This is a genomic window from Streptomyces sp. NPDC006872 (genome assembly GCF_040635845.1).
Classification (GTDB): Bacteria; Actinomycetota; Actinomycetes; order Streptomycetales; family Streptomycetaceae; genus Streptomyces.
The window spans coordinates 97630-119283 of the sequence record NZ_JBEYIL010000026.1 but is presented as its reverse complement, the minus strand read 5'-3'; the positions used below and the strand labels follow the sequence as shown (position 1 = coordinate 119283).

Below are 21654 nucleotides of genomic sequence, written 5' to 3'. Positions count from 1 at the left end.
GCTCAGGTCACCTCCGATTCCCGGACCCGTCGTGGGACGGGTCGTCGAGGGATTTCGGGCGTAGATGGGGAAGTGGCCGCGGCGGGTGCCGCCAGCAGCGAGGCGGCCACGGCCAGATGCAACAGATACGGCGAGGCGTCGCCCAGTCCGGCCTCGGTGTACGACGCGATCGCGCAGTAGCTGATCAGGAAGATCGCGCAGGCCCTCGACAGCGACGGCGGCCGCAGCAACGCGACCCCGCCCAGCACGATGATGATCGCCGCCACCAGGGCGATGCCGGTCACGCCCTGCTCGTTGTAGACGGCCAGCCAGCTGTTGTCGATCGGCAGCCCGCCGAACGACTTGTCGCCCAAGCCCGTGCCGAACAGGTACTCCGAGGTCGTCCGGGGCGCCGCCAGCAGGGCGTGCCAGACCTTGGCCCGGCCGGTGAGGCTGGCGAAGTTCTCCTGGCTCTGCCCGCGCAGGAACCACGCCTGGAGCGCGGAGCTGAACCCCACCGCGGCCACCGCGGCGCACAGCACCGCCCAGGCGAAGAGCCGGCGGGCGGCGGCGCTGGTCAGGACGAGCGAGGTGATCGCCAGCACCAGCGCGATGATCAGCCCGAGCGTGGCCGTCCGGGTATGGGTCAGCGCGAGCAGGGCGAGGGAGGGCACGATGACCACCGCCGCGCTGGTCCGGTCGGTCCGGCGACCCAGGAGGAGCAGCACGGTGAGCCCGATGATCACCGCGGCGTACTGTCCGATCTGCGGCGGGGTGAGCGGCCACAACGCGCCGACCAGCCGCCCGCCGTAGAGGTCGGGCAGGGCGGCGCCCGGTGAGACGACCAGGCCGACGGCCACCGACGCGAGCACCGCGAAGTACATCCGGATGTGGTGCCGGACGAACGTCGTGCTGCCGTCCCACCAGCGGCTGAGCAGCCACAGCGTGCCGATGAAGAGAGCCAGCCGGGCGCAGCGGAACAGCGCGCCGAACCCGGCCCCCTGGTCCACGCTGGAGATCAGGCTCGGCACCAGCAGCAGGGTGAGCAGGAACACGTAGGCGCTGGCCCGGATGCGCACCCGGGGGTTGACCACGAGCGCCAGCGCGAACGCGGCGACCAGCGAGCCCATGGTGACCATCTGGATGAGGGAGCGGGGCAGCGGGACGATGGTCCTCGCCCCGGCGGAGCCGAGGGTGTTGAGGACGAGCAGCCCCCAGACCGTCCCGACGATCTTCGAGGTGTGGTCTGTGTTCGTGTCCGCGGACCTCATCTCAACCACCGTCCCCTGCGCGGAAGGTGCTGCCCGTGTCCTGCCGGTACGGCGTGGCCTGCCACTGCTTGAAGTCGACTGTCCGGCTCGCGTCGTGGACGACGAAGGTCCATGGTCCGACGTAGAGGTTGTCGTGCCAGCGGTTGTGCTGTTCGAGAGTGATCGCCTCGGCCACCCGCTCGCCCTGGTACGGCGACCAGTCCGGATAGGTGCCGTAGTTGGACAGCACCGCCATCCGGTCGCACTTCACCGTGCATTTGACGACGGACTTGTCCAGCACGAAGCGGTTGTCATGGATGTCGACCCGCTGGGTCTTCCACCGGCAGTCGGAGTAGAGCGGTGCCTTGGCGATCGCCGGCTGCGCGCAGCGGTCGGTGTTCTTGACCAGCAACGTGCAGTCACCGGACGAGGTGTTGGCCGGGCTGTTGCAGAACCGGTCGGCGTTCTCCCACAGGGTGATCCCGGACCAGTTGTTCTCCAGCACGTTCCGGTAGATCTCGATATTGTCCGTGCGGGCCCGGATCCGCGGTTCGCCGCCGGACTCGGAGAGGTAGACGGTCGCGAACGGGAAACTGTCGCCGTCGGCGGCGTAATCGCGGCCCTCGACCCAGTTGTTCCGCCGGATGGTGTTCTTTCGGATGACTGCGTTGTAGCTGATCTCGTAGATCAGCGCGGCACCGTCGTTGTCCTCGATCAGGTTGCCCTCGATCAGGAAGTCGTTGTTGTTGGTGTCCGCCCACAACCCGGCTCCGCGGTTGTCGTGCACCCAGTTGCCGGTGATGTCGGCGCCGTCGACGGCCCAGAACTTGACGCCTCCGCTGCAGCCGCAGTCCGGCCGCTGCACCTCCCAGTCGTCCGTGTTGTTGCCCACGATCTCGTTGCCCTCGACCACCAGGCCGCTGATCCGGCCGGTGCCCTTGTACGCGTTCATGCCGTACTGGCCGTTGTCGCGCAGACAGCTGGCGCGCACCTGCTGGCGGGCACCGGCCATCAGCCCGGCGCCGGAGTTGTTCCGGATCGTCGCGTGCTCGATCACCCACCCGTCGGCCGAGTCGTGATTGACCACGCCCTCGTCACGCGGCGCGACGAATCCCTGCACGGTCAGGTAGCGGATCGTGACGTCGCGGGCGGTGCCGCCGAACGCGTACTGGTTGCTCTTCCGGCCGTCGAGCACCGCGCCCGGCGCGCCGAGGTAGACGTCCCCCTCCTTCGGGCTCACCTGGTCGTAGCGGTCCGACATGAGCGTGTGCTTGCCCGGCCGAAGCCAGAAGGTGGTGTGCGGGGGGCTGCTCTCGGTCTTCGCGGCCAGGTCGCCGGGCACCGAGGGGTCGACCGTCACCGCGCCCGCCGGCGCCTTCGCCGGGCCGGCCGCGGGTTTGGCACACAGCCGGCCCACGGACGCGGACGGCGCAGCGGTCGGCTTCGGGGCCGCGTCCGTCGTGCCGCTCTCACAGCCGGTCGCCGCCAGCAGGGCCAGTGTCAGCGGTGCTGCCGGCAACGCCCAGTGCCGCCACTTGATCCCCACGCGTCCTCCCCCAGGGGACTTCTGACGGATCTCTGAGGTCCCCCCACGCGCCGCACCGGCCGAAAGCCCGAGTACGTCCGGCCCGTCGACGGGACCTCCATCGCGCCGGGCGCTCCTTCCACCACGGAGATCCATCAGTAGCCCCTAGCCGTGGAACCTGAGTACGGTGGTGAACCCCTGCGTGCCGTCGGCGAAGCCGGTGCCGATCAGCGCGGTGGTGGGTTCCTTGCGGCCGAAGCCGGCGGAGTACCAGCCCAGTGGCGGGTCACTCTCGCCGCGATGCGCCCGCCAGCTCAGCTGCCCGGGCAGGTCGAGCGCCGCGGAGCGGTCCTCGCCGTCCCGGGTCCAGGTGAGCACCGCCCGGTTCCCCGCCAGGTCCGCGGCGATCGTCGGGCCGAGGTGGAACGCCAGCTGCACGGTCCGGCGCGGACCGCGCACCTCGTCGACCACCGTCAGCTCCTGGCTCGCGGCCCTCAGCTCCACCCGGCGGCGGTGCGCGGAGCCCTGATAACCGTCGTGCTCGGCGTACCAGCGGGCCGTCCCCCTGTCGGAGTCGCCGGACGTGTCCGCCACCAGGACGCGGCTGCGGGCATGCCGGGTCCACAGGAACGGGCCGCCCGAGACGGACTGGTCGACGCCGTCCAGTCGCAGGGTGTTGTGGCCGAGGGTCGACCGGAAGTACTGCCGCCACTCGGGCTGCCCGTGGTAGCAGAACGTCCCCGGGTCGGCGAGCACGTCGACCCCGTCGTGCCGGACCTCCACGGACAGCGCGTCCGCGTGAGCATGCGCGGCGATGGACAGGAATCCGTGCGGACCGCCGTCGCAGCGGCACCAGATCTCCGCCCTCTCCTGCGGACTCCGCAGGATGGTCATGCCCGCGTCGGCGAAATGGTCCGGTCGGCCTGCCGGGCGGGACGCGGCCGGTGCGGTTCCACTTTTCGAGTACGGCCGGATGAGCGAGGCCAGCAGCGGGGTGCGCACGTCGCTGCCGGTCACCGTCGGCCACCAGGCGAGCCGACCGAACACGGCGTCCCCGGTGGCCAGCAGCGAGGCCCAGCGGTCGGTGCCCGCGCCGTCCACGACCAGACCGTGCCCGTCGTCGGCATCCCCCTGGCGCGGCGGCCGTAGCCGGTTGTCCACGACGGCCGCCAGCGCGTCGGTCATCCGCAGCAGCACCAGCCGGATCGACGCGGGGACCGGCACACCGGCGGCATCCGCCTCGGCCACCGCGGCCAGGCCGAGCTCCAGCACCAGTCCGTGATACTCGGTGGCCAGCTCGCGGTTGAGGCCGGAGCCGAAGGTGTTGGCGCGCAGCTGCCGCTCCAGCGACCGCAGCGCGTCGGCCCGCCAGCGCGCCGACGAGGGGAACCACCCGAAGGCGCAGGCCGCGGCGGCCTGCCCGGCGGCCTCGGCGATGACGTGGTTGTTCGCCGAAGACCCCCGGCTGGGGAAGGCGGCCAGCCAGCGTTGGTGGTGCCAGATCTGGTTCAGTGCCACCGGGTTGCCCTCGAACAGAGCGGCCACGCCCGGCCAGCCGTCGAGCAGCCGGCGGATCCACACCCAGGACAGCAGCCGGATCCCCAGCTCGATGCCGCTGGTCCAGTGCACTCCGCGCAGCGGCGCATTGCCCCTCCACCACGACCGCAGGTGCTCGGCCACTCGCTCGGCGTACCGCTCGTTCCCGGTGATCGCGTAGGCGGCGGCGAGCACGGTGAGGTACTGATGGCGGGACAGTTCCCAGATCTGCTTGATGTCCCCGACCGCGTCCTCGTTCCGGTACGGCACGTCGAAGGCGTAGCCCCACGGAGCCCGGCGCCCGGTCTTCGGGTCGTACCACCAGTCCGGGTCGGCCAGGTCGTCGCGGACCACCCCGAAATACTCGGCGTGCCCGGCCATCAGCCGGTCCGCCTCGGCGATGAGACGTTTCGCGGCGTCCGGGGGCACCGCGGCGATCGCCTCCGCGGGCAGTACCGCGGTGAACCGGGCGCCGGTCACGCCCGGGCCGTGCGGCCGCGCCGACCGCCACCGCCGCCTGCGCACCGCGTCGCCCGCCCGGCCGCCGACCTCCCGCGGTCCCATCCGGGACAGCCGCCGTAGGTACCAGCCCGGACTCCCCGAGCTCACCGTCATCGCGCCCTCGCCAACGTCACCGGCGCGCCGCCGGCCAGGCCGGTCTGCACGGCGAGGGTGGCCGCCGTGGTGGCGACCAGCGACTCCAGCGGCACCGGCATCGGACCGCCGGTCCGCACGGCCTTGATGAATGCGGCCAGTTCGGCGGACTGTCCCTTGTCCCGGGCCTTGGGCAGCCGCGAACTGACCCACCGCTTGCGGCGGGCGTCGTAGACAGCGGCACGGACGAAGTCGTCGAGCCGCAGCACCTTGCCGTCCGCGACGAGGTCCAGCGTCTCCTTGGGGAAGCCGGGCGAGCCGGTGGTGACGTAACTGATGGTGGCGGTGGACCCGTCCGGGTAGCGCAGCACGACCTGCAGATCCTCGTTGCCGGACGCGGCGACCGCGTACACCGAGACCGGGTCGGCCTCGAGCAGCCAGCTCGCCGTGTCGATGAAGTGCCCGCCCTCACCGACGAACCGCGAGCCCTCAGTGCCCTGTTGGAGGTACCAGCTGCCGTGCTGCAGCCGGCCCGCGTTGACCAGGTAGCGGAGGCTCGCCGGACCGGTCCGGACGCCGAACCGCTGCCTGGCCTCCTGCAGCAGCGGCGAGAACCGGCGGTTGAAGCCCACCTGCAGCCGGTCGTTGCCGGACTCCTCCACCGCCGCGACCACGTCGGCCAGCTCGTCCTCGGTGAGCGCCAACGGCTTCTCCACGAACACCGTCTTGCCGGCGAGCAGCGCCCGTCGGGTCAGTTCGGCGTGCGAGCTGTGCCGGGTGACCACGAACACCGCGTCGATGGACATGTCGCCGAGCACGGCGTCGAGATCGGTGGTCGCCTCGGTGAAGCCGAACTTCCGCTGCGCGTTGGCCGCGGACAACGCCGTCGTGGTGACGACCGTGGACAGCTCCACGCCGTCGCGCTGTGCCAGGTGCGGCAGCAGCATCGACGTCGCGTAGTTTCCCGCGCCGACGAATGCCAGGCGCACCGGCGCCTTGGCGGACCGGGCCGGGGTGGACGCTCCGCCGCCGGGTCGCTTCACCGTGGGCACGGCCACCGCCGGGGCCCCCGCTTCCTCCGCTTCCCCCGCGTGTTCGGGGTACCGGAACAGCACGGCCACGGCCTTCAGGTCACCGTCCTTCAGGCGCTGGTACGTCTCGACGGCGTCATCGAAGTCGGCGATGTGGGAGACCAGGGGCTCCACGTCGACGCGGCCGCGGGCGACGAGATCGAGGAAGCACGCCAGGTTGCGGCGCTCGGTCCAGCGCACGTAGCCGATCGGGTAGTCCCGGCCCTCGAGCTCGTACTCCGGGTCGTAGCGACCGGGGCCGTAACTGCGGGAGAACCGCACGTCGAGCTCCTTCTCGTAGTACGCGTTCCACGGCAGGTCCAGGCGGCACTTGCCGATGTCGACGACCCGACCGCGGTCCCGGCTCAGCCGGGCGGCCAGCTCGACGGGCTGGTTGCTGCCGCCGCCGGCGGCCAGGAACACCTGGTCCACGCCGTGGCCGTCGGTGAGTTCGGCGACGGCGGCCTCCACGGCCGGGGACGCGGGGTCGCCGCAGGCCGTGGCGCCCAGGCGCTCGGCGAGCTCGCAGCGCGTCGGGTCCGGGTCGGCTCCGACCACGCGGACTCCCGCGGCGGCGAGGAGCTGCACCACCAGTTGCCCGATCAGTCCGAGGCCGATGACCAGTGCCACGTCGCCGAGTTGCGGCTCGCCGCGGCGGACGCCCTGCATCGCGATCGACCCGACGGTGCCGAAGGCCGCGTGTCGCGCCGCGAGACCGTCGGGGACCGGGGCGTAGAGGTTCTTCGGCACCCAGTTCAGCTCGGCGTGCAACGCGTGCTCATTGCCGGCGCAGGCCACGAGATCGCCGACCTTCACATCGTCGATCCCGGTGCCGACCTGCTCGACCACCCCGCACAGCGAGTAGCCCAGCGGTGTGTAGGAGTCCAGCTTGCCCATCACCTTGCGGTAGGTGGCGGGCAGCCCGTTGGTGGCCACGCTCTGCATGACCTTGGCCACCTGGTCCGGCCTCGAGCGGGCCTTGCCCAGCATCGACATGCCGGCCTCGGACACCTTCATGAGCTCGGTCCCGGTGGATATCAGCGAGTAGGCGGTGCGGACCAGCACACCGCCCGGCTTGCACCCCGGCACCGGCACGTCGAGCACCGCCAGCTCGCCGCTCTTGTAGTTCTGCACAACCTGTTTCACCCGAAGTCCTCTTGTCTCTATGCCGTCAAGGACGAGTTCTGGCCGGCCCCGGAGGTCGCGCCGCGATACCAGTGCTCGAGGGTCAGCACATGCCACAGATGCTTGGAGAAGTCCCGCTGCCCGGCGGCGTCCTCGGCGACCATGCGCGCCAGCGCGTCGCGGCGCAGGAGCCCGGAACTGACGAGCACACCGTCGTTCACCACCTCGCGCACCAGCGGTGCCAGATCCCGGCTCATCCATGCGCGCAGCGGGGCGCTGAACAGGGCTTTGGGCCGGTACACGATCTCCCGGGGCAGGATCGACGTGGCCGCCTCCTTGAGGACGGCCTTGCCCTGCCGTCCGACGATCTTGCGATCACCGGGCACGGCGAACGCCGCCTTGACCACCTCGACGTCCACGTACGGCACCCGCACCTCGGTCGACGCGGCCATGCTCGACCGGTCCGTGTAGGCGAGGTTCAGGCCCGGCAGGAACATCCGGGCGTCGGTCAGGCACATGCGGTTGACGAAGTCGTCGAGGTCGTTGTCCCGGTAGACGTCCGCGTGCTCGGTCAGCACGTCCTCGACCGTCCCGGCCAGGTCGGGATCGATCAGGGCGAGCAGCTCGCGCCGGTCGTACATGGTGTAGCTGCGCCGGAACGCGGTCTCCTCGGGCAGATCGGCGAAGGAGAGGAACCGCTTCGCGAAGCGCACCGACCGGTACCCCCGGCGGGCCGTGGCGACCGGCAGCCGGTCCACGGCCCTGGACAGGCCGCGCCGCAGGGGCCGCGGGACGCGCTGGTAGCGCAGCGCGATCGTGTTGGCCAGGTGCTTGCGGTAACCGGCGAACAGCTCGTCGGCGCCCATCCCCGAGAGCATCACCTTGACCCCGGCCTCCCGGGCGGCCGAGCAGATCAGGAACGTGTTGATCGCGGCAGGGTCGCCGATCGGCTCGTCCAGGTGGTACGTCATCTGCGGCAGCAGGTCGAGCACATTCGGAGCGATCTCGATCTCGTGCAGGTCGACGCCGAACCGCTCGGCCACCTGCCGGGCGTAGCGCAGGTCGTCCGGCATCGCCTCGAACCGGGAGTCCTCCGCGCGGAACCCGATCGTGTAGGCGGAGATCCCGGGTCGGTCGCGGGCCGCCAGCGCGGTCAGGTAGCTGGAGTCCAGTCCGCCGGAGAGGAAGGTCGCCACGGGGACGTCGGAGAGCAGGTGGCGCCGGGTCGAATCCTCGACGACGGCGGCGAGATCCGGCTGTTCGCCGGACCGCGCCCGCTCCTGGCCCTCGGCGGCGACGTCCTTCAGGTTCCAGAACCGGCCGCGCTCCACCCGGCCGTCGGGCCGGCACCGCAGCCAGCTCCCCGGCGGCAGCTTCTCCGCCTCGCGGAACGCGCACCGTGAGTCGGGCACCCAGTAGTACAGCAGCGAAGCCACCAGCGCCGCATGGTCCACCTGCAGCGACCCGCCGGTCGTGGCAGCGAGCGCCTTGAGCTCGGAGGCGAACATCAGGCCCTCGCCGCGCCGGAGCAGGAACAGCGGCTTGATGCCGAGCTGGTCGCGGGCGAGCACCAGGTCACCGGTTCGCTCGTCGAAGATCCCGAACGCGAACATGCCGCGCAGCCGGGGCAGACAGTCCGTGCCCCAGCGCCGCCAGGCCTCCAGCAGCACCTCCGTGTCGGAGGTACCGCGGAAGCGCACCCCGCCCGCCGCCAGCTCGGCACGCAGCTCGGGCGCGTTGTACAGCTCGCCGTTGTACGTCAGGACGAGGCCGCCCGAGACCATCGGCTGGGCGCCGGTCCCGGACAGGTCGATGATGGCCAGCCGGCGGTGTCCGAGGTGCACTTCGCCGTCACCGACGGGGTGGCTGTACCGGCCCGTCCCGTCCGGACCGCGATGGGCGAGGGTATCGGTGAGCCGGTCGGTCACGACCTTCCCGTCCGGCCATCGGTAAGTGCCTGCGATGCCACACATGTGCTACCGCGCCTCCTGGTCGCTGTCCGGGACCCGTGCCGCCCACATCGGCAGCCGCTCCGGCCACCGCTGGCCCTCCCTCACTGCCTGAACGGCGTGGGAGGTACCCCCATCGTTCTGCCGGGCCGGCCGCTCGTTCTGGCCGCGCAGCGCCGTGTGCGGCCCGTCCCACAGCGTGCCGTCGGTCCGGTCACGCGGATCGGGGTCGATCAGCACCACACCGATCACCGGAATGTGCTGGTCCGCGAGCTGCCGCGCCACGGTGTGCAGCCATGCGGCGCTGCCGTGCCCGGCGCGCGCGACGAGCACGGTCCGAGTGCCGAGGTACTGGAGGTCGGTCCACGCCGTGCCGGGCGCCACCGAGCCGACGCCGAGCAGGCGCTCCTGGTGTGGCCCGGCCGCGGCACGCTTGCCGGTGACCACGGCCGGGTCCCCCGGCTTCGGGCGGCGGCCGGCGAGCTGCCGGCCCGGCAGACCGTCGACGATGACCACGGGCCCTTCCGCCGCCAGTGCCCTGGCGAGGTCCAGGGCGATCACGCTCGTGTTGCGCGCGCAGCCCAGTTCCAGCAGCGACACGGGTTCCGCGGAGCCGCGCACGGCGCGGGCCAGGGACGTGGTGAGCCGTTCGCGTGCCGCCCGGACCCGGCGGCGCTGCCATCGCCCGGTCGACCGGTGGGGCAGCTCCGCGATGACCGAGGCGCCCAGGTTCACGGCGATCTCCCGGCGCAGCACGGGACGGTCCGCGACCACCGCGCCGACCGCGGCCACCGCGAGCCCGAGGAAGAGCCCGAGGAAGAGCCCGATCCCGGCGTCGGTGGCAGCGGTCTTGGGCAGGGAGTGCCGCACCATGTGAGGGGCGTCCACGATCTGCGTGCCGGCGACGAGCCGGGGCGTGCCGATGCTCGCTTCCGCGGCGCGCTGGCTGAAATCGGTGATCTGCGAGGTGAGTTCGGCCCGGCGGGCGTAGAGCGACTCCAGGTCCGCCGACGACTCCGGCCCGCTCGCTTGCGTTCCGTCTCCGATCGCCTTGTTGACCTGGGTCAGTTGGTCCTTCAACTGGTCGCGCTGGTCGAGCAGGGCCTTGGCCTCGGCGTCCGCGGTCTCCTGTATCCGCCTCACATGGTCCGCGACGAACGCATCGGCCAACGCCTGGGCGCGGGCCACCGCTTCCGCGTCGCTGTCACCGGTCACGGTGATCTGCAGTACGTTGTTGGTCAGACCGATACCGCTGTAGTCCTGCATGAAGTCCTCGGCTTCTTCCTGGGACTTGAGGGACTTCAGGGCCTTGTCGGCGATCCGTGTGGTCTGCAGCAGCGCGACGTCGGTGCGGATCAGCGTTCCGGGGTCGTTCGGCTGGTCCTCCTCATGCGCGACCAGCACCTTGGTCACCGCGGTCGGCGGCTGCGGCAGCAGGAACGCCACCGCCGCGCCGACGAGCAGCCCCAGCAGCGCGAGGGAGCACCAGAGGCGGCGCCGCCTGCGCACCGCCGCCACCAGGGTATGGGTCGAGGGCGAGAAGGTGCCCGAAGCGCCGGTGTCGGCGGCGTACGCGTTTGAGATCGGTGAGATCCTCGCGCGCATCCACGCGCTCGACGTCGCGTGGACCCATGTGTCGATCGAGGACCCGACGTCACGGGACTGGCCCGAGCTCGCCGCGCGGGCGGCGGCGACCGGACAGCCGTGGGCCGACGAGCTCGCCTCTCACGTCGAGACGTTCCTCGCGATTGCCCACTTCGTCGACACCTGCGAACGGCCAGGCCCCGTCGTGCTGACCCACAGGGACATCCAACCGTGGAACCTGCTCGCTCGAAAGGGTCGGCCGGTGGTGCTCGACTGGGAGCTTTCGGGGATGCTCGACCTGGCCGGTGAGCTCGGCTCGACCGCGCTGAGCCTCGCGAAGGGACCTGGCTTCGACGACATCAAGCCCGCCATCTTCCGCTCGGTTCTGGACGGCTATGTCGCGGGGGGCGGAGCGCTGCCGCCGTCAGGTCCGAGCTGGTTTGTGTTCATGATCGGCGGCTGGCTGGGGCACACGAGGTGGAACATCCTCCGGTGCCTCGCCGGTGTCCAGGCGAGCACCGGCCCTGACCTCGCGCTGTCGCACGAGTCCGTGCGCAACGGGGTGCGCGGCCTCCCCGACCTGTTCGGCCGACTTCCGGGGCTCGAGGCGCTGCTCGTGTGACAGTGACCTGCGTCGGTGCTTGGTACGCGGCGTGAGGCGCCCTCCCGATTCCGCTCGGGGCCATAGTCGATGACCTGCACCGACGCGGAAGCGCGGACACCCGTCTCGGACCGGCCAGGACACCGGAGGCACGAACGTAATCGCGGGCGTCGCCTGGCGTGACGCGCTCGCAGCAGACGCCGACCGCGGCAAGCCTGCTCTCGATTGTGCGCCTGGATGCGGTTCCGGTTGCGGTGCACCGGCAGCCGGTCGGCACACGAGATCTCCGATGGTGAGGCAGAGGGTCGCTGTGAGGTGAACGAGGAGAGGTAGCAAGGCGCATCGAGGCCGTTGCGCAATCGACAGCGGAGGACGCATGCGGTATGTACAGTGCGAGCGTGGCGTACGGCTGGAGGGCGCTCGAGCGGCGGGATCGTGAGCGCGCCGATCGTCTGACCTTCGGGTTGGGTCTCGGATGGGCCGTGCGGGCGTGTTTGAGGTGTTGATCAAGATCGTGAAACGATCTTCGAATGTCTCGTGGCGATCTGACGGATGCACAGTGGGAGCGGCTGGGCGCGGGCTGACCACCAAGATTCACCTCGCCGTAGACGCCCCTTCCAGGGGAGGTGGTCAGCCCGGGAATCCGACTGGAGAAGATCCATACGGAATAGCGGGCGACATCGGTCTGGATCGTCAACTGAACGACTCAGGCCCGGGTTTTGTAGGCCCAGCTGTCCCACTCCAGGCCGATGTCGCGGGCCTCGGGGACGGTGCGGGTGTGGTCCAGCCGCCGGGGACGGCGAACACGTCGAGGATGATCCGCCTCACGAGGCTGGCTCGGAACTTTCCTGTACCGGCTCGGCTTCGCCACGGCAGGCCCAGGGAGAGCAGCCGTCGACCACGCCGTTCTCCAGTTCCTCTGCATCGGTTAGGGGGCCAGTTGCTGCTGGCGGGCGGCCGATTCGACGGCAGTGACGTGGCCGATCGGGGCCTGGGCGAGCGGTTCCCGGAAGCGGTGCGGGAACGCCTGCCCGAGCAGCCGACCCGCCGCACGAAGGCACACCCCGGTGCGAAATACTCCCCCGACGAGTTCACGCACTTCCCCGATCAGCCAGCCGATCACGATAGGGAGGGCCGTCGCGCGGGATGCCAAACGGCTCACGCGGCTCGTGCGTGGCTCAGGCGCCTACGAGGGTAAGTACGCGGCCGCAGTGGCGGGCTACCGGGTCGGTCCTGATTACATCGAGGCCCACCGCGCCTTCGTGGCCGTCGGCGCCGACGAGCATGGAGGCCGGGTCCTCGGGTTCTACTCGCTCGTCCTCGCTCCACCGGAGCTCGACCTGCTGTTCGTCGCCGACGAAGCGCAAGGACGTGGTATTGGACGGCTGCTCGTGGCGCACATGCAGTCCGAGGCCCGTGCCGCCGGGCTCGACTGTGTCAAGGTCGTGTCGCATGTTCCCGCCGAGGACTTCTACCACCGCGTGGGTGCGGTGCGGACCGGGACCGCGTTTGCGAACCCGCCCGCCGTGCCGTGGGACCGTCCCGAATGCGAGTTTCGCATTCCTTCGGAATGACGCGGTTGCTCCGGCGGGGCCTCTTCGTGTGGCTGGTCAAGATGCTCTGAGGGCTCCTTCGTGGGCTGGGTTGTACTCGGGCTCGCCGTTGTCGAGCACCCGAAGCAGGGACGTGGTGACGACCCGCGTGCTGCGGCCGATGCGGAGCACGCGGCACGGGAACTTCCCCTGGCGAACGCGGTCGTAGCCCTTCGCCCTCGAGAATGCGAACGCCTTGGATGCTTCCTCCACGCTCCCTGTCCCGCACCAGGTGGCACGGATGTGCGTGGGGCTGTACCGGGAAACCTGTATCGCGCTGTTCTGTGTATGCATGTCTGGGTGTTGGGCCCTTTTCAAGACGGATTTCGGTGGCGGAAATATCCCTGATCCTGCTGGCGTTGCCCTCTGGCATCGTGGTCGTGCAGGGGAGTGGTGGGGCTGAAGCTGTTCAACACGCAAAGCGGCGTGACCGAGGTCGTGCCGCGTCTGGCTGAGGTCGAGGAGGAAGTAGAGGACCTCGTCGAGGCGCACATGGAGATCAGCGACGAGCAGGGCCGGGAGCTGTGGCTCGGGGCGATCCGCCCGGGCCGGATGCACGATGCCACCGCAGTACGCACCGAGGCATCGAGGAGCAGCTGCGGCTGCACCCGAACGTGAAAGCCGAAGTCGATTCCGGCTATGCCGGCCTGGCCCGCGACTTCCCCGGCCAGGTCAGCGCCCCGCCGAAGAAACCAGCGGCGGACGCCGGGCCGTCCGAGCGCAACTTCTACGACCACGCGCGCCGCTGCCAATCCCAACGGCGGATCATGGTCGAGCACGCCAACGCAGAGGTCAAGCAGTGGCGGTCGCTGCAACGCTGGACCGGCGAGCGCGACGGCCTGCCCGAGGTCATCGCCGCAATCGGCACCCTGGTCTCCGACCGCAGCGCAAAGCGCCCAACCCGCAGCAGGCCGAGCACGGAACTCGACCTCGTCCGCGCGACGGCCTGCTGATCCACTCCCAAGCCGAACCGCCAGGCCAGCACGTCCCAAGCCCTATCGTGCGGCTACTCGTTACTTGGCTGTGGGCGTATCATCTGGCGCCCTCCACATCGTCGACGCCAGCACCCGAACCAGCACCAGGATCGGTTCGGTGACCGGTCACCGTAGTACGGTTACCGCCCTCGCGTTCAGTGCGGACGCCTCCCGAATCGCCGCTTACGCCGACGGGGAAGTGCGGATCTGGGACAAGAGTAAGTAGTTTGCGCAGCCGCATGTTCCCACGCCATAAGATCTCTGAATCAGTGCAGATGGGCGTGCCACACCCCGCGTCTGCGGCGTGATCCAAACGACAGGACCTAGTTCCGGACACGACCAGCGCGACAGCGGTACGCCGGTCTCGGCGGGAAGTCGGCAGGTCGGCGCCTTGGCCTCGGCGACCTGCACGGGAGTGAACAGGGCGGGACGTCCGGAGCGTCTGCGGTCGGCCAGGGCCCGCAGCCTGCCGCGGGCGAAGCGGCCGCGCCGGACGCGGACCGTGTCCCAGTGCAGGCCCGTCTCGTGGGCGATGCGCGCGTTGGAGCGTCCCTGTGCCGCGTGCAGGACGACCTGCGCGCGTATCCGTAGCCGGTGCTCGATCTTGTGGCCGTAAGCCGTCCTCTTCAACCGCTCACGTTCGGCGGCGGTCGGGATTGTCGGGCAGGCCGGGGCAACGGGCATGGCAGGCGGGCCGATCGGGAGAAGCGGATCACGACGGGCCGCAGCCCGCCGAGACCCGTGCCGGGATCCGACAGAACTCAGCGTTCCGCGACCGCAGACTCGAGCAGGGACAGGGTCCGGTTGTCCGCGTCCACGTCTGCACGGACGCCGAGGGGCAGCGGCAGGTTCGGCGAGGTGTGGCCGAAGTCGACCTGGGCGAGGACGGGGATGTCACGCTGCGCCAGGACGTCGAGCACGACGTCGCGCAGACCGACCTGGTCTCCGCCGCCCTCGTAGGGCGTGACCTCACTCGGGATGCCGACCACCATGCCCGCGATCCGGTCCAGCACACCGGACAGCCGCAAGGCATGCAGGTCGCACCAGATCCGCGTGACCGGCCGCTGTAGCTCTTCCCAGAACAGGACGGCGCCGTCGAACCGTTCGGCGGCCAGTGCGAATGGCGTCGCCTGCAACTGGACCAGGCGGTTCAGCAGGCCGCCGACCAGTGGTCCCTGCGCGCGGCCCGGCTGCCAGGTTTCCCAAGTCCCCCCTGCCGGCAGCACGCCCGGCGCCTCGGCCTTGGTCAGCACACGGGCGTAGAGGTCGACGAGTTCGGACCGACGGGCCTCGTCGCCCAACGTGTACCAATCGCTGCCGAAACCGTGGGTGACGATGTCGGCGTGGAAGCCGACGAGGCCGGTCTTGGCGTACAACGCCATGTGCAGCAGTGAGATGTCGCTGTAGCCGAGGATCGGCTTCGGGTCGGCCCGGACCGCATCCAGATCGATCAGATCGAGATAACCGATGGTCGCCTGACCACCGGTGTGCGCGACGATGGCCCGCACCTCCGGATCCCGGAGCAGCGCATTGAGCTCGGCAGCCTGCTCCGCCGGAGCGCCCGCCGCCCACCAGCGGCTCTGCGCGGGGTCGACCATCGGGCTGACCCGCACGCGGAAACCCATCCGCTCCAATATCGCCACACCGCGAGCGAGCAGCGGCTCCTCATCGGGCTCGAGCGGGCCCGAGGGCGCGGCGACGACCACGAGATCGCCGGAACGCAGCGCACGGGGACGACGGATCGTAGGCACAGGCCCTCCTTGTTGATCGACAACGGCGGACAACTACGCAGGTACTGCTGGTATTCCGCCTCCTCGACGCGATCAGGCAAGGCCCCGGAATCCCGACAGGAGGCCGACGGGCGCCGACCACCGCCACGCTGACATGACGGTGAACCCAGGGATGGCCGGCGCCGAGGAACGTTCACCGGCGCCCCGAGGACGCCCTCGACGCTGGCTGCCGGCCCGACCTCGCCGCCCCAGACCTCCAACGAACCGGCACAGAAGCGGGGACTGTGCCTTCAGGATCTCCGTGTATGAAGAATAATTCTGTATATGGGCGAACATGGGCCACTTTTCGTGGCGGAGGGGCGTGCATCCGAGGTGGATGTGCTGCTGATGGAAGACGAGTTGGGGCCCGGTGCCGTCGACAGAGGGCAGGGAGAGGTCGCCTTGCCTTTCCGGGAGCCGAGCTACATATCGATCGGTGAGCCCGTCGTCGTCGCGCTGGACCCGCAGGTCGAGGCTTCAGTCGAGCTCAGGCGTCAGTTCGACGACTTCGAGTTCCACCAAGTGCAGTTGACGTGCTCCTTCCAGGCCGCGGTCGGCTCCCGGTTCACCCAAGCGCGGTTCACCACGGAGCTGGTCACCACGGTCGACGGGGGCGAGCGGTCGACCGGGGCGCAGGCCATCGCGTACGACCTCTTCCCGCTGCGGCTGGAGGAGGCCCGAACCGTGACGGTCACCTCGCAACGTCCGGGAGTGGACGTCACCTTCGGCTTCGAGCCGGTCGAGGCGACACTGACGCTGCCGTCGCGTGAGCGTATGGAGGAGGGGATCCAGTACACCAGTCGAGTCGAAGCCTTCGATCTCCGCGGCACCCGGCCGGCGTGGAACTTCCGCCGCACGGAACAGCGGGAGATCAGTGGGCCGCATCGACTGTTCATGCTTGTCCGCAAACCCAAGGGCACCACTGTACAAGCCACCTTCGGTTTGAGTGCGACGGTTCAGTTCATGATGGGCAGTCACGGCTTCGCTCCCGTCGACCTGTTGATGCTGTTTCGGGGGCGCAACCGCTCTGGTGTGCTGACCGACGAGCCGAGCATCCCTCTCTGCTGAGTTCGGATCCGGTCAACGCCCGTGCACGACGAAGCCCGCCCAGAAACAGGGCTCGGCATAGGGCGTCTCGTCCGGTGAGCTCGCCGCCTTGCGCTCAGCGAACTCCCCGATCAGACTCTCCGCCGCGTCGGCGGAGAATCGAAGGCCCCGGCCGCGCGGCGCAGCCGGGGCCTGCCGTGGGGCTTGCGAGGGCGCGAGGTCCGTGCTCCAGGCCGCCAGTTCGCGGTAGGTCACGGTGCGCAGCCAGGCCTGCGCCTTGGCCAGCGCCTCCGCAAGATCGGTTTCCTCCATGGCGGGCAGCCACTCCTGAGCGAACCTCACCATGAGCAGATAGGTGGCGCGGTCGTCCACCGCCCACAGAGGAGCCACAACCGCCTGGGCCCCGGCTCGAAGCATTCCGGCCGCCAGACTTCGGACCTCCTCCCGTGCCCCGCGGAGGTCCATGACCGCGGTCTGGCACGCCGAGAGGACGAGCAGTCGCAGGCCGTCGAGGTGGACCATGTCCCCCTGGGCGTCGCGCAGCGTCAGCGTCTGTCCACGGGCCAGCAGCAGCCGGGAATTCAGGAAGTCCACGCCGTCGAACTCGCCGTGGCACGAAGCGACGACCACGGTCCCCTTGCGAAGACTCTCGACGAGCCAGTCCCGTGTCGCGGCCTCATGCACACGGGCGCGGGCCGAATCGCCGGCCAGGGCCGCGACGGTGAGGGCCTCGGCTTCACTCCACCGCAGTTGCCGGTGGGTGGGATGCGGATCACCCAGCGCGTAAACACCGGACCTGCCAGTGCCGTTGGTGACATCCAGGACGGTGCGGGCACTCGGTGCGACCGTCATGGAGAGGAGGTCGCCCACCGTGCGTCGCACCTCTGCGGGGGACGCTTCGGTCTGCGGCACCGACACGGGCACACACGGCAGAGGAAAGGCCGGCAGGAAGCCGCACGGGACGAGAGTCACTTTCGTCATTCCCTGCTCGAGAAGCCAGGTCGTCAGCGGCTCCATGGCCGCCTCGGCCAGCTTCGGCAGACAGCGGCGCAGCTCACCGGCAAGGATGTGATGATGCAGCGTCGCCGCAAGCCGGGACAGGCTCTGCGCATCCAGTTCGCGCAGCGGCCGACGGGCGATCTCCTCAAGCCCGGGATGCCGTGAACAGGCCAGCGCGGCTGCGCCGAACGTGCTGTCCGTCCCTGCTTGCCGGCACACGTCGTGCAGGTGCTCGGCCTTCGCCATGAATGTGTCGCCCGGCCACTGATGGACGATCCAGCCCAGTCCGATGCCTTCCTGCGCCGGCCCGAAGCCGCCCACGATGCGCCCTGAGCGGTCATCGACGACCAGCTGGACGAGGTCGCGCGCGAACGCGTCGGTGAACTCGGGCAAGGGTAGGGCCAGGATCCTCCCCGCCCCGGCAGGGCTGCTGGAGGGACGCACGGCCAGGGCCAGGCCGCCCCATTCCGTGGCCAGCAGATACACGATCGGGTGGGTTGCACCCGCGGCGATCCGGTCGGCGCTGAGTACGGGGTCGAGGAAGTCGGCCGGATCCTTCGCCAAGCGGATCTCGGCGACCACCGCCTGGAACCGTCGCCTGGCATCTCCCAGCGCCTCCGCCCGCGCCAACGCGACGGTCTCGCCGCCCGCGTCCGTGCCGTCGCCGGCCGCGGGATCCCACTGGCGCCACCCCAGGTCGTCGACGGCGGACTGGGCGGTGGTGAGCGCCAGGTGTGCTTCGACGAAACGCCTCCTGCGGTCTTGGTCCTCGATGCGCTCGGGGTCGGCGGATCGCACCGCCAGTGCCTCGGCGAGTGACCGCGCCCGGCTGTTCTCGAGTGACTCAACGGCCTCGTCCAGGCGTCCCAGTTGCGCGAGAGCGAAGGCGTCCAGCTCGCCGGCCTCATGGCCTCGCCGCACCACGTCGTCGAATCCGTAGGTGCCCGTGCTGACCCGGGACAGGAGCAGGTCTCCCGCGGTACAGGCGGAGGCGAAGGCCTCGTGCGCGGTCTGCCAGTTGCCGCGGTGAGCCTCGATCATGCCCAGCGTGCCCACCGTGCTGCGGTGGTCGGCGGGCCGGTCGGCCAGCGTGAGCACCTCGAGGGCGGCCCGCAGGCATCGCGCCGCGAGGTTCAGGTTGTCAGTGCGTTCTCCTGACAGCTTTCTGTAGTAGGCCTGGCCCAGGTTGTGCTGGGTGTGTGCCCATTCGACGGCATCGCGTTCGCGCGTGCGTACCGTGAGGGACCGGTTCAGGTTGTCGATGGCCTGCTCGATGTTCTTCGAGGCGTCCCCCGACGGCCGCTCCAGCAGTGCGGAGGCGAGGTTGAACAGAGTGCCCGCCCACGGCACCGGGTACTGCTCGCAGGTCAGGACCGTCAGTGCCGCCTGGAAGTCCTCGACGGCCCTCTCGATCGCATCGGCTTCGTCCCGGCGCAGGCGTAGCCGCGTGTACCCCGTGCTGTTGCGCAGTCTGGCCCACTCGTACGGATGATCCTCGCGGTCGAAGACGGTCAGGGCCTGCTCGAAGGCCGCGACGGCGCGGTCGTGGTTCTCCCTCGGATCACCGAACCGCCGGTCCCGGTACAGCTGGCCGAGCTGGCCGGTGAAGAGCGCCCAGTCCAGGGATCCGACAGGACGTGTCCCGATGGAGTCGGTGCAGTGCCGGACGGCGCGTTCTAGGTTCTCCGCGCGGTCCCCGGAGAGCCGCTGGCCGTAGGCGGCTCCGAGGTGGTTCTTGATCGTCCCCCACTTCAGCGGGTCGTCCTCGCGGGTGTATGCCTCGAGCGCCGTTTCCAAGGCGGAGATCGCCTCTTCCTGGTGCTGTGCCGCGTCGTCCGACGGATGGTGCAGCAGGGCCAGGGCCAGTTCGTCGAGGAGGTCGGCGCGGAAGGAAGGCAGTACGACGTCATCGCGTTGGAGGGCGGCGCGCAGCATGGCGATCCGCACGTGCGGCTGCCGGTCGGCTTCCGGCGAGGTGATCATCCCGATGAGTTCCGGCAGGGGAATGACCCTGTGGAAGTCGTGCCAGTAGGAGACGAACAGGTCAGGGTCCACCCGGGTGGAGTTGACGACGGCCGAGGAATCGTCGAAGGCCGAGGAGTCCTCGATGACCGGTGTGCTCTCGGTGCTCAGTGGTGCTCCCGCCTGCGCGAGCACCTCGACGACAGGGGCGAGACGGGCGATGGTCTCCTCCCGGAGACCGGACGGCGTCAGACCCAGACGGGACCGGAACGCGTCGTACATGCTGCGGACGAGTCGTTGACGCCGCCGGGGATCCGTCCAGGGGGTGCGGACCAGCAGCGCGCTCAGGAAGGCCGCCATCGACAGGTCCAGCACATCGGGCCGTGTGCCGTCCGCGCAATCGAGGTACAGCAGACCCAGATTGGTCTGCGCCATCACGTAGTCGTCGGGGTACTCGAGGATGTCGTGCACTTCCAGCGCGGCGCGATATGCCTGTAGCGCCCGCTGCCTGTTGTCGGCCGACCTGCCGCGCAGGCGCTCGGCATAAGCGCTGCCCAGGTTGTTCTGGGTTCTGGCCCAGCCGTAGGGGTCCGTGTCGAGGGTCCGGACGGCGAGCGCCGCGAGGTAGGCGGAGATCGCCTGTTCGACAGCTTCGGCCGCCTCCTCGCCGCCGTGCGGGCCGTCCGATCCCGGCAGCATGCGGTACGCATTGCCCAAGTTGTTCTGCACCGTGGCGAATTCGACGGGGCAGAACCCCGGTGTGTATACCTCCAACGCCGCTCGGTAGGCGGCGATGACCTCCCGCATCCCCGGTCTGTCATGGGGCCGGCACACTTGGGCGAGTACATCCCCGAGTTCCTGTTGAGCCGCCGCCCACAGCCAGCGTGAGTCACTGTCGGGCCGGGCGGACTCGACGAGGCGGCGCAGGGAATGCAGCATGAGGCCGACGTCGCTTCGTGCCATGGCGACCTCGATGTCGTCCACCAGGGGAGCCGCCCACTCCGGTATCGGGACGAGCCCTTCGCCGTCGTTCGTCGGCCGCTGGGTGGGGCGGGGCCAGGCCGGATGATCAAGCGCACTGGTCATGCCACTGCTCCTAGCCGTCGTGTTCGCGTCGGGCGGCCGCGTCCCGGAGCCACACGACCGGATTTACGAGCTCCTCCGCCAGCGACGCATCGAGCACGAGACGGAATCCGCCGGATTTTCCCTGCAGGGTGAGGACGACCTCGCCGACGGCTCCCTCCCTCCTCAGGCTGTACGACGCCTGCGTCCCGTCGACCACGGCCGCCAGGAGCTTCCTCAGCTGCGCCGGAACACCCACCAGAGTCCCAGCGCCACCGCCAGGCCGACCAGGGTCAGTACCGCCGCGCGAGCCTTCCGGTCGCCCGTCGTCCTCTCCGGGCCCCGCGCCGGGGCGGGACCTTTTCCCAGGTGCTGCACTCCCCGCAGTGCACCGTCGTGGAGCAGTACGGCCACCTCGTCGGCAAGGGCCGAGGCCGCCCGCTCCGCACCGCTCACGGAGCCCAGGGCATGTGTGGTGAAGGCGTACCCTGCCGGTTCCTCCGTCAGCAGGCGCCGTACGCGCGCCATGAACGCCCGGACCGAAGCCTCATCATGGACGTCACCGGCCCAGGACCCCGGGACGTCCTGCGACGTCTCACCGCCCTCTGCGTCGCCTGCAGCCTTCAGCAGCGTGTCGAGCAGTCGGGTGTCGACCTCGCCGTCCTCACCGGACATGAGCGCGTCCACCAGGTCGCCGTCGAAGGCGGCGTCCAGGGCCTCGCCCAGCCGTGTCCGCTCCGCGTCGTCCAGTCCGCACCGCACCAGCCACCGGGCGAGCCGCTGGTCCTCGTGCACGGCGTCGACCACCAAGGTGTGCCGGATGCGCGTGCCGATCGCGTCGGTGCGCCGGGAGGGGATGCCGCTGACGACAAGACCGGTCCTGCCGTCTTCCTGGCGCCGGACGACGAGTTCCTCGCTCTCCAGGAGCACCCAGCGAGCCAGTTCCTTCCACCACTGGTCGGGGGGAACCTCGCCCAGGAACGCATAGTCGTGGCGTCGCCGGGTGCCCCGGGTCATCAGATGGGCGCGCATGGTG

The 21654-nt window shown here is 70.1% G+C and carries 18 protein-coding genes; 6 read left to right on the top strand and 12 right to left on the bottom strand.

Annotation, left to right across the window (positions count from 1 at the left end; genetic code table 11):
* Positions 1-2: 2 nt before the first annotated feature.
* From ABZ725_RS47025 to ABZ725_RS47000, 6 genes are all read right to left on the bottom strand, one after another.
* On the bottom strand, positions 3-1250 hold the full coding sequence (locus ABZ725_RS47025) for an O-antigen ligase domain-containing protein (protein WP_358808517.1): 1248 nt from the start codon (positions 1248-1250) through the stop codon (positions 3-5).
* Position 1251: 1 nt separating this feature from the next.
* A complete protein-coding gene (locus ABZ725_RS47020; protein WP_358808516.1) occupies positions 1252-2775 on the bottom strand; it encodes a right-handed parallel beta-helix repeat-containing protein in 1524 nt (507 codons plus the stop codon).
* Between the two features lie 144 nt (positions 2776-2919).
* Positions 2920-4905, bottom strand: coding sequence for an alginate lyase family protein (locus tag ABZ725_RS47015; RefSeq protein WP_358808515.1), 1986 nt, complete (start codon positions 4903-4905; stop codon positions 2920-2922).
* Complete coding sequence (locus ABZ725_RS47010) at positions 4902-7100, bottom strand: bi-domain-containing oxidoreductase (protein ID WP_358808514.1); 2199 nt, start codon at positions 7098-7100, stop codon at positions 4902-4904. Before ABZ725_RS47010 ends, ABZ725_RS47015 begins: the two co-directional genes overlap by 4 nt.
* Before the next feature lie 17 nt (positions 7101-7117).
* Entirely contained in the window at positions 7118-9052 is a 1935-nt protein-coding gene (gene asnB, locus ABZ725_RS47005; protein ID WP_358808513.1) for an asparagine synthase (glutamine-hydrolyzing), read from the bottom strand.
* Between the two features lie 3 nt (positions 9053-9055).
* The gene (locus tag ABZ725_RS47000; protein ID WP_358808512.1) at positions 9056-10537 is read right to left on the bottom strand and encodes a Wzz/FepE/Etk N-terminal domain-containing protein; all 1482 of its coding nucleotides are present in this window, start codon (positions 10535-10537) and stop codon (positions 9056-9058) included.
* On the opposite strand from ABZ725_RS47000, the gene ABZ725_RS46995 reads away from it, so the two are divergent.
* Complete coding sequence (locus ABZ725_RS46995; RefSeq protein ID WP_358808511.1) at positions 10434-11234, top strand: aminoglycoside phosphotransferase family protein; 801 nt, start codon at positions 10434-10436, stop codon at positions 11232-11234. The genes ABZ725_RS47000 and ABZ725_RS46995 overlap by 104 nt on opposite strands.
* Positions 11235-12141: 907 nt before the next feature.
* Here ABZ725_RS46995 and ABZ725_RS46990 read toward each other — a convergent pair.
* On the bottom strand, positions 12142-12375 hold the full coding sequence (locus ABZ725_RS46990; RefSeq protein WP_358808532.1) for a hypothetical protein: 234 nt from the start codon (positions 12373-12375) through the stop codon (positions 12142-12144).
* On the opposite strand from ABZ725_RS46990, the gene ABZ725_RS46985 reads away from it, so the two are divergent.
* The 4 genes from ABZ725_RS46985 (at position 12281) to ABZ725_RS46970 (ending at position 14005) form a co-directional block, all read left to right on the top strand.
* Entirely contained in the window at positions 12281-12787 is a 507-nt protein-coding gene (locus ABZ725_RS46985; RefSeq protein WP_358808510.1) for a GNAT family N-acetyltransferase, read from the top strand. The genes ABZ725_RS46990 and ABZ725_RS46985 overlap by 95 nt on opposite strands.
* A 411-nt stretch (positions 12788-13198) precedes the next feature.
* A complete protein-coding gene (locus ABZ725_RS46980; protein WP_358808509.1) occupies positions 13199-13423 on the top strand; it encodes a hypothetical protein in 225 nt (74 codons plus the stop codon).
* The gene (locus ABZ725_RS46975) at positions 13420-13758 is read left to right on the top strand and encodes a transposase (protein ID WP_358808508.1); all 339 of its coding nucleotides are present in this window, start codon (positions 13420-13422) and stop codon (positions 13756-13758) included. Before ABZ725_RS46980 ends, ABZ725_RS46975 begins: the two co-directional genes overlap by 4 nt.
* Positions 13759-13828: 70 nt before the next feature.
* Positions 13829-14005: a WD40 repeat domain-containing protein gene (locus tag ABZ725_RS46970; protein ID WP_358808507.1), complete on the top strand. Its 177-nt coding sequence runs from the start codon at positions 13829-13831 to the stop codon at positions 14003-14005.
* Here ABZ725_RS46970 and ABZ725_RS46965 read toward each other — a convergent pair.
* Together ABZ725_RS46965 and ABZ725_RS46960 are read right to left on the bottom strand one after the other, a co-directional pair.
* The gene (locus ABZ725_RS46965) at positions 13963-14463 is read right to left on the bottom strand and encodes a helix-turn-helix domain-containing protein (RefSeq protein ID WP_358808506.1); all 501 of its coding nucleotides are present in this window, start codon (positions 14461-14463) and stop codon (positions 13963-13965) included. The genes ABZ725_RS46970 and ABZ725_RS46965 overlap by 43 nt on opposite strands.
* Before the next feature lie 77 nt (positions 14464-14540).
* A complete protein-coding gene (locus ABZ725_RS46960; protein WP_358808505.1) occupies positions 14541-15485 on the bottom strand; it encodes a S66 peptidase family protein in 945 nt (314 codons plus the stop codon).
* 348 nt (positions 15486-15833) lie between these two features.
* Between ABZ725_RS46960 and ABZ725_RS46955 the strand changes: the two genes are divergently transcribed.
* Entirely contained in the window at positions 15834-16616 is a 783-nt protein-coding gene (locus ABZ725_RS46955) for a hypothetical protein (protein ID WP_358808504.1), read from the top strand.
* A gap of 12 nt (positions 16617-16628) precedes the next feature.
* On the opposite strand, the gene ABZ725_RS46950 is transcribed toward ABZ725_RS46955, so the two are convergent.
* From ABZ725_RS46950 to ABZ725_RS46940, 3 genes are read right to left on the bottom strand one after another with little or no spacing between them, the layout of a single operon-like run.
* The gene (locus ABZ725_RS46950) at positions 16629-20642 is read right to left on the bottom strand and encodes a CHAT domain-containing protein (RefSeq protein WP_358808503.1); all 4014 of its coding nucleotides are present in this window, start codon (positions 20640-20642) and stop codon (positions 16629-16631) included.
* A gap of 10 nt (positions 20643-20652) precedes the next feature.
* Complete coding sequence (locus ABZ725_RS46945; RefSeq protein WP_358808502.1) at positions 20653-20838, bottom strand: hypothetical protein; 186 nt, start codon at positions 20836-20838, stop codon at positions 20653-20655.
* A gap of 17 nt (positions 20839-20855) precedes the next feature.
* The gene (locus tag ABZ725_RS46940) at positions 20856-21650 is read right to left on the bottom strand and encodes a hypothetical protein (RefSeq protein ID WP_358808501.1); all 795 of its coding nucleotides are present in this window, start codon (positions 21648-21650) and stop codon (positions 20856-20858) included.
* Between the last annotated feature and the right edge of the window lie 4 nt (positions 21651-21654).

Bases quoted from the DNA above. Each gene is read 5' to 3' on its own strand.
- ABZ725_RS46940 (WP_358808501.1), bottom strand. From the start codon at position 21,650: ATGCGCGCCCATCTGATGACCCGGGGCACCCGGCGACGCCACGACTAT.
- ABZ725_RS46955 (WP_358808504.1), top strand. From the start codon at position 15,834: ATGGGCGAACATGGGCCACTTTTCGTGGCGGAGGGGCGTGCATCCGAG.
- ABZ725_RS46965 (WP_358808506.1), bottom strand. From the start codon at position 14,463: ATGCCCGTTGCCCCGGCCTGCCCGACAATCCCGACCGCCGCCGAACGT.
- asnB (WP_358808513.1), bottom strand. From the start codon at position 9,052: ATGTGTGGCATCGCAGGCACTTACCGATGGCCGGACGGGAAGGTCGTG.
- ABZ725_RS46950 (WP_358808503.1), bottom strand. From the start codon at position 20,642: ATGACCAGTGCGCTTGATCATCCGGCCTGGCCCCGCCCCACCCAGCGG.
- ABZ725_RS47025 (WP_358808517.1), bottom strand. From the start codon at position 1,250: ATGAGGTCCGCGGACACGAACACAGACCACACCTCGAAGATCGTCGGG.
- ABZ725_RS47015 (WP_358808515.1), bottom strand. From the start codon at position 4,905: ATGACGGTGAGCTCGGGGAGTCCGGGCTGGTACCTACGGCGGCTGTCC.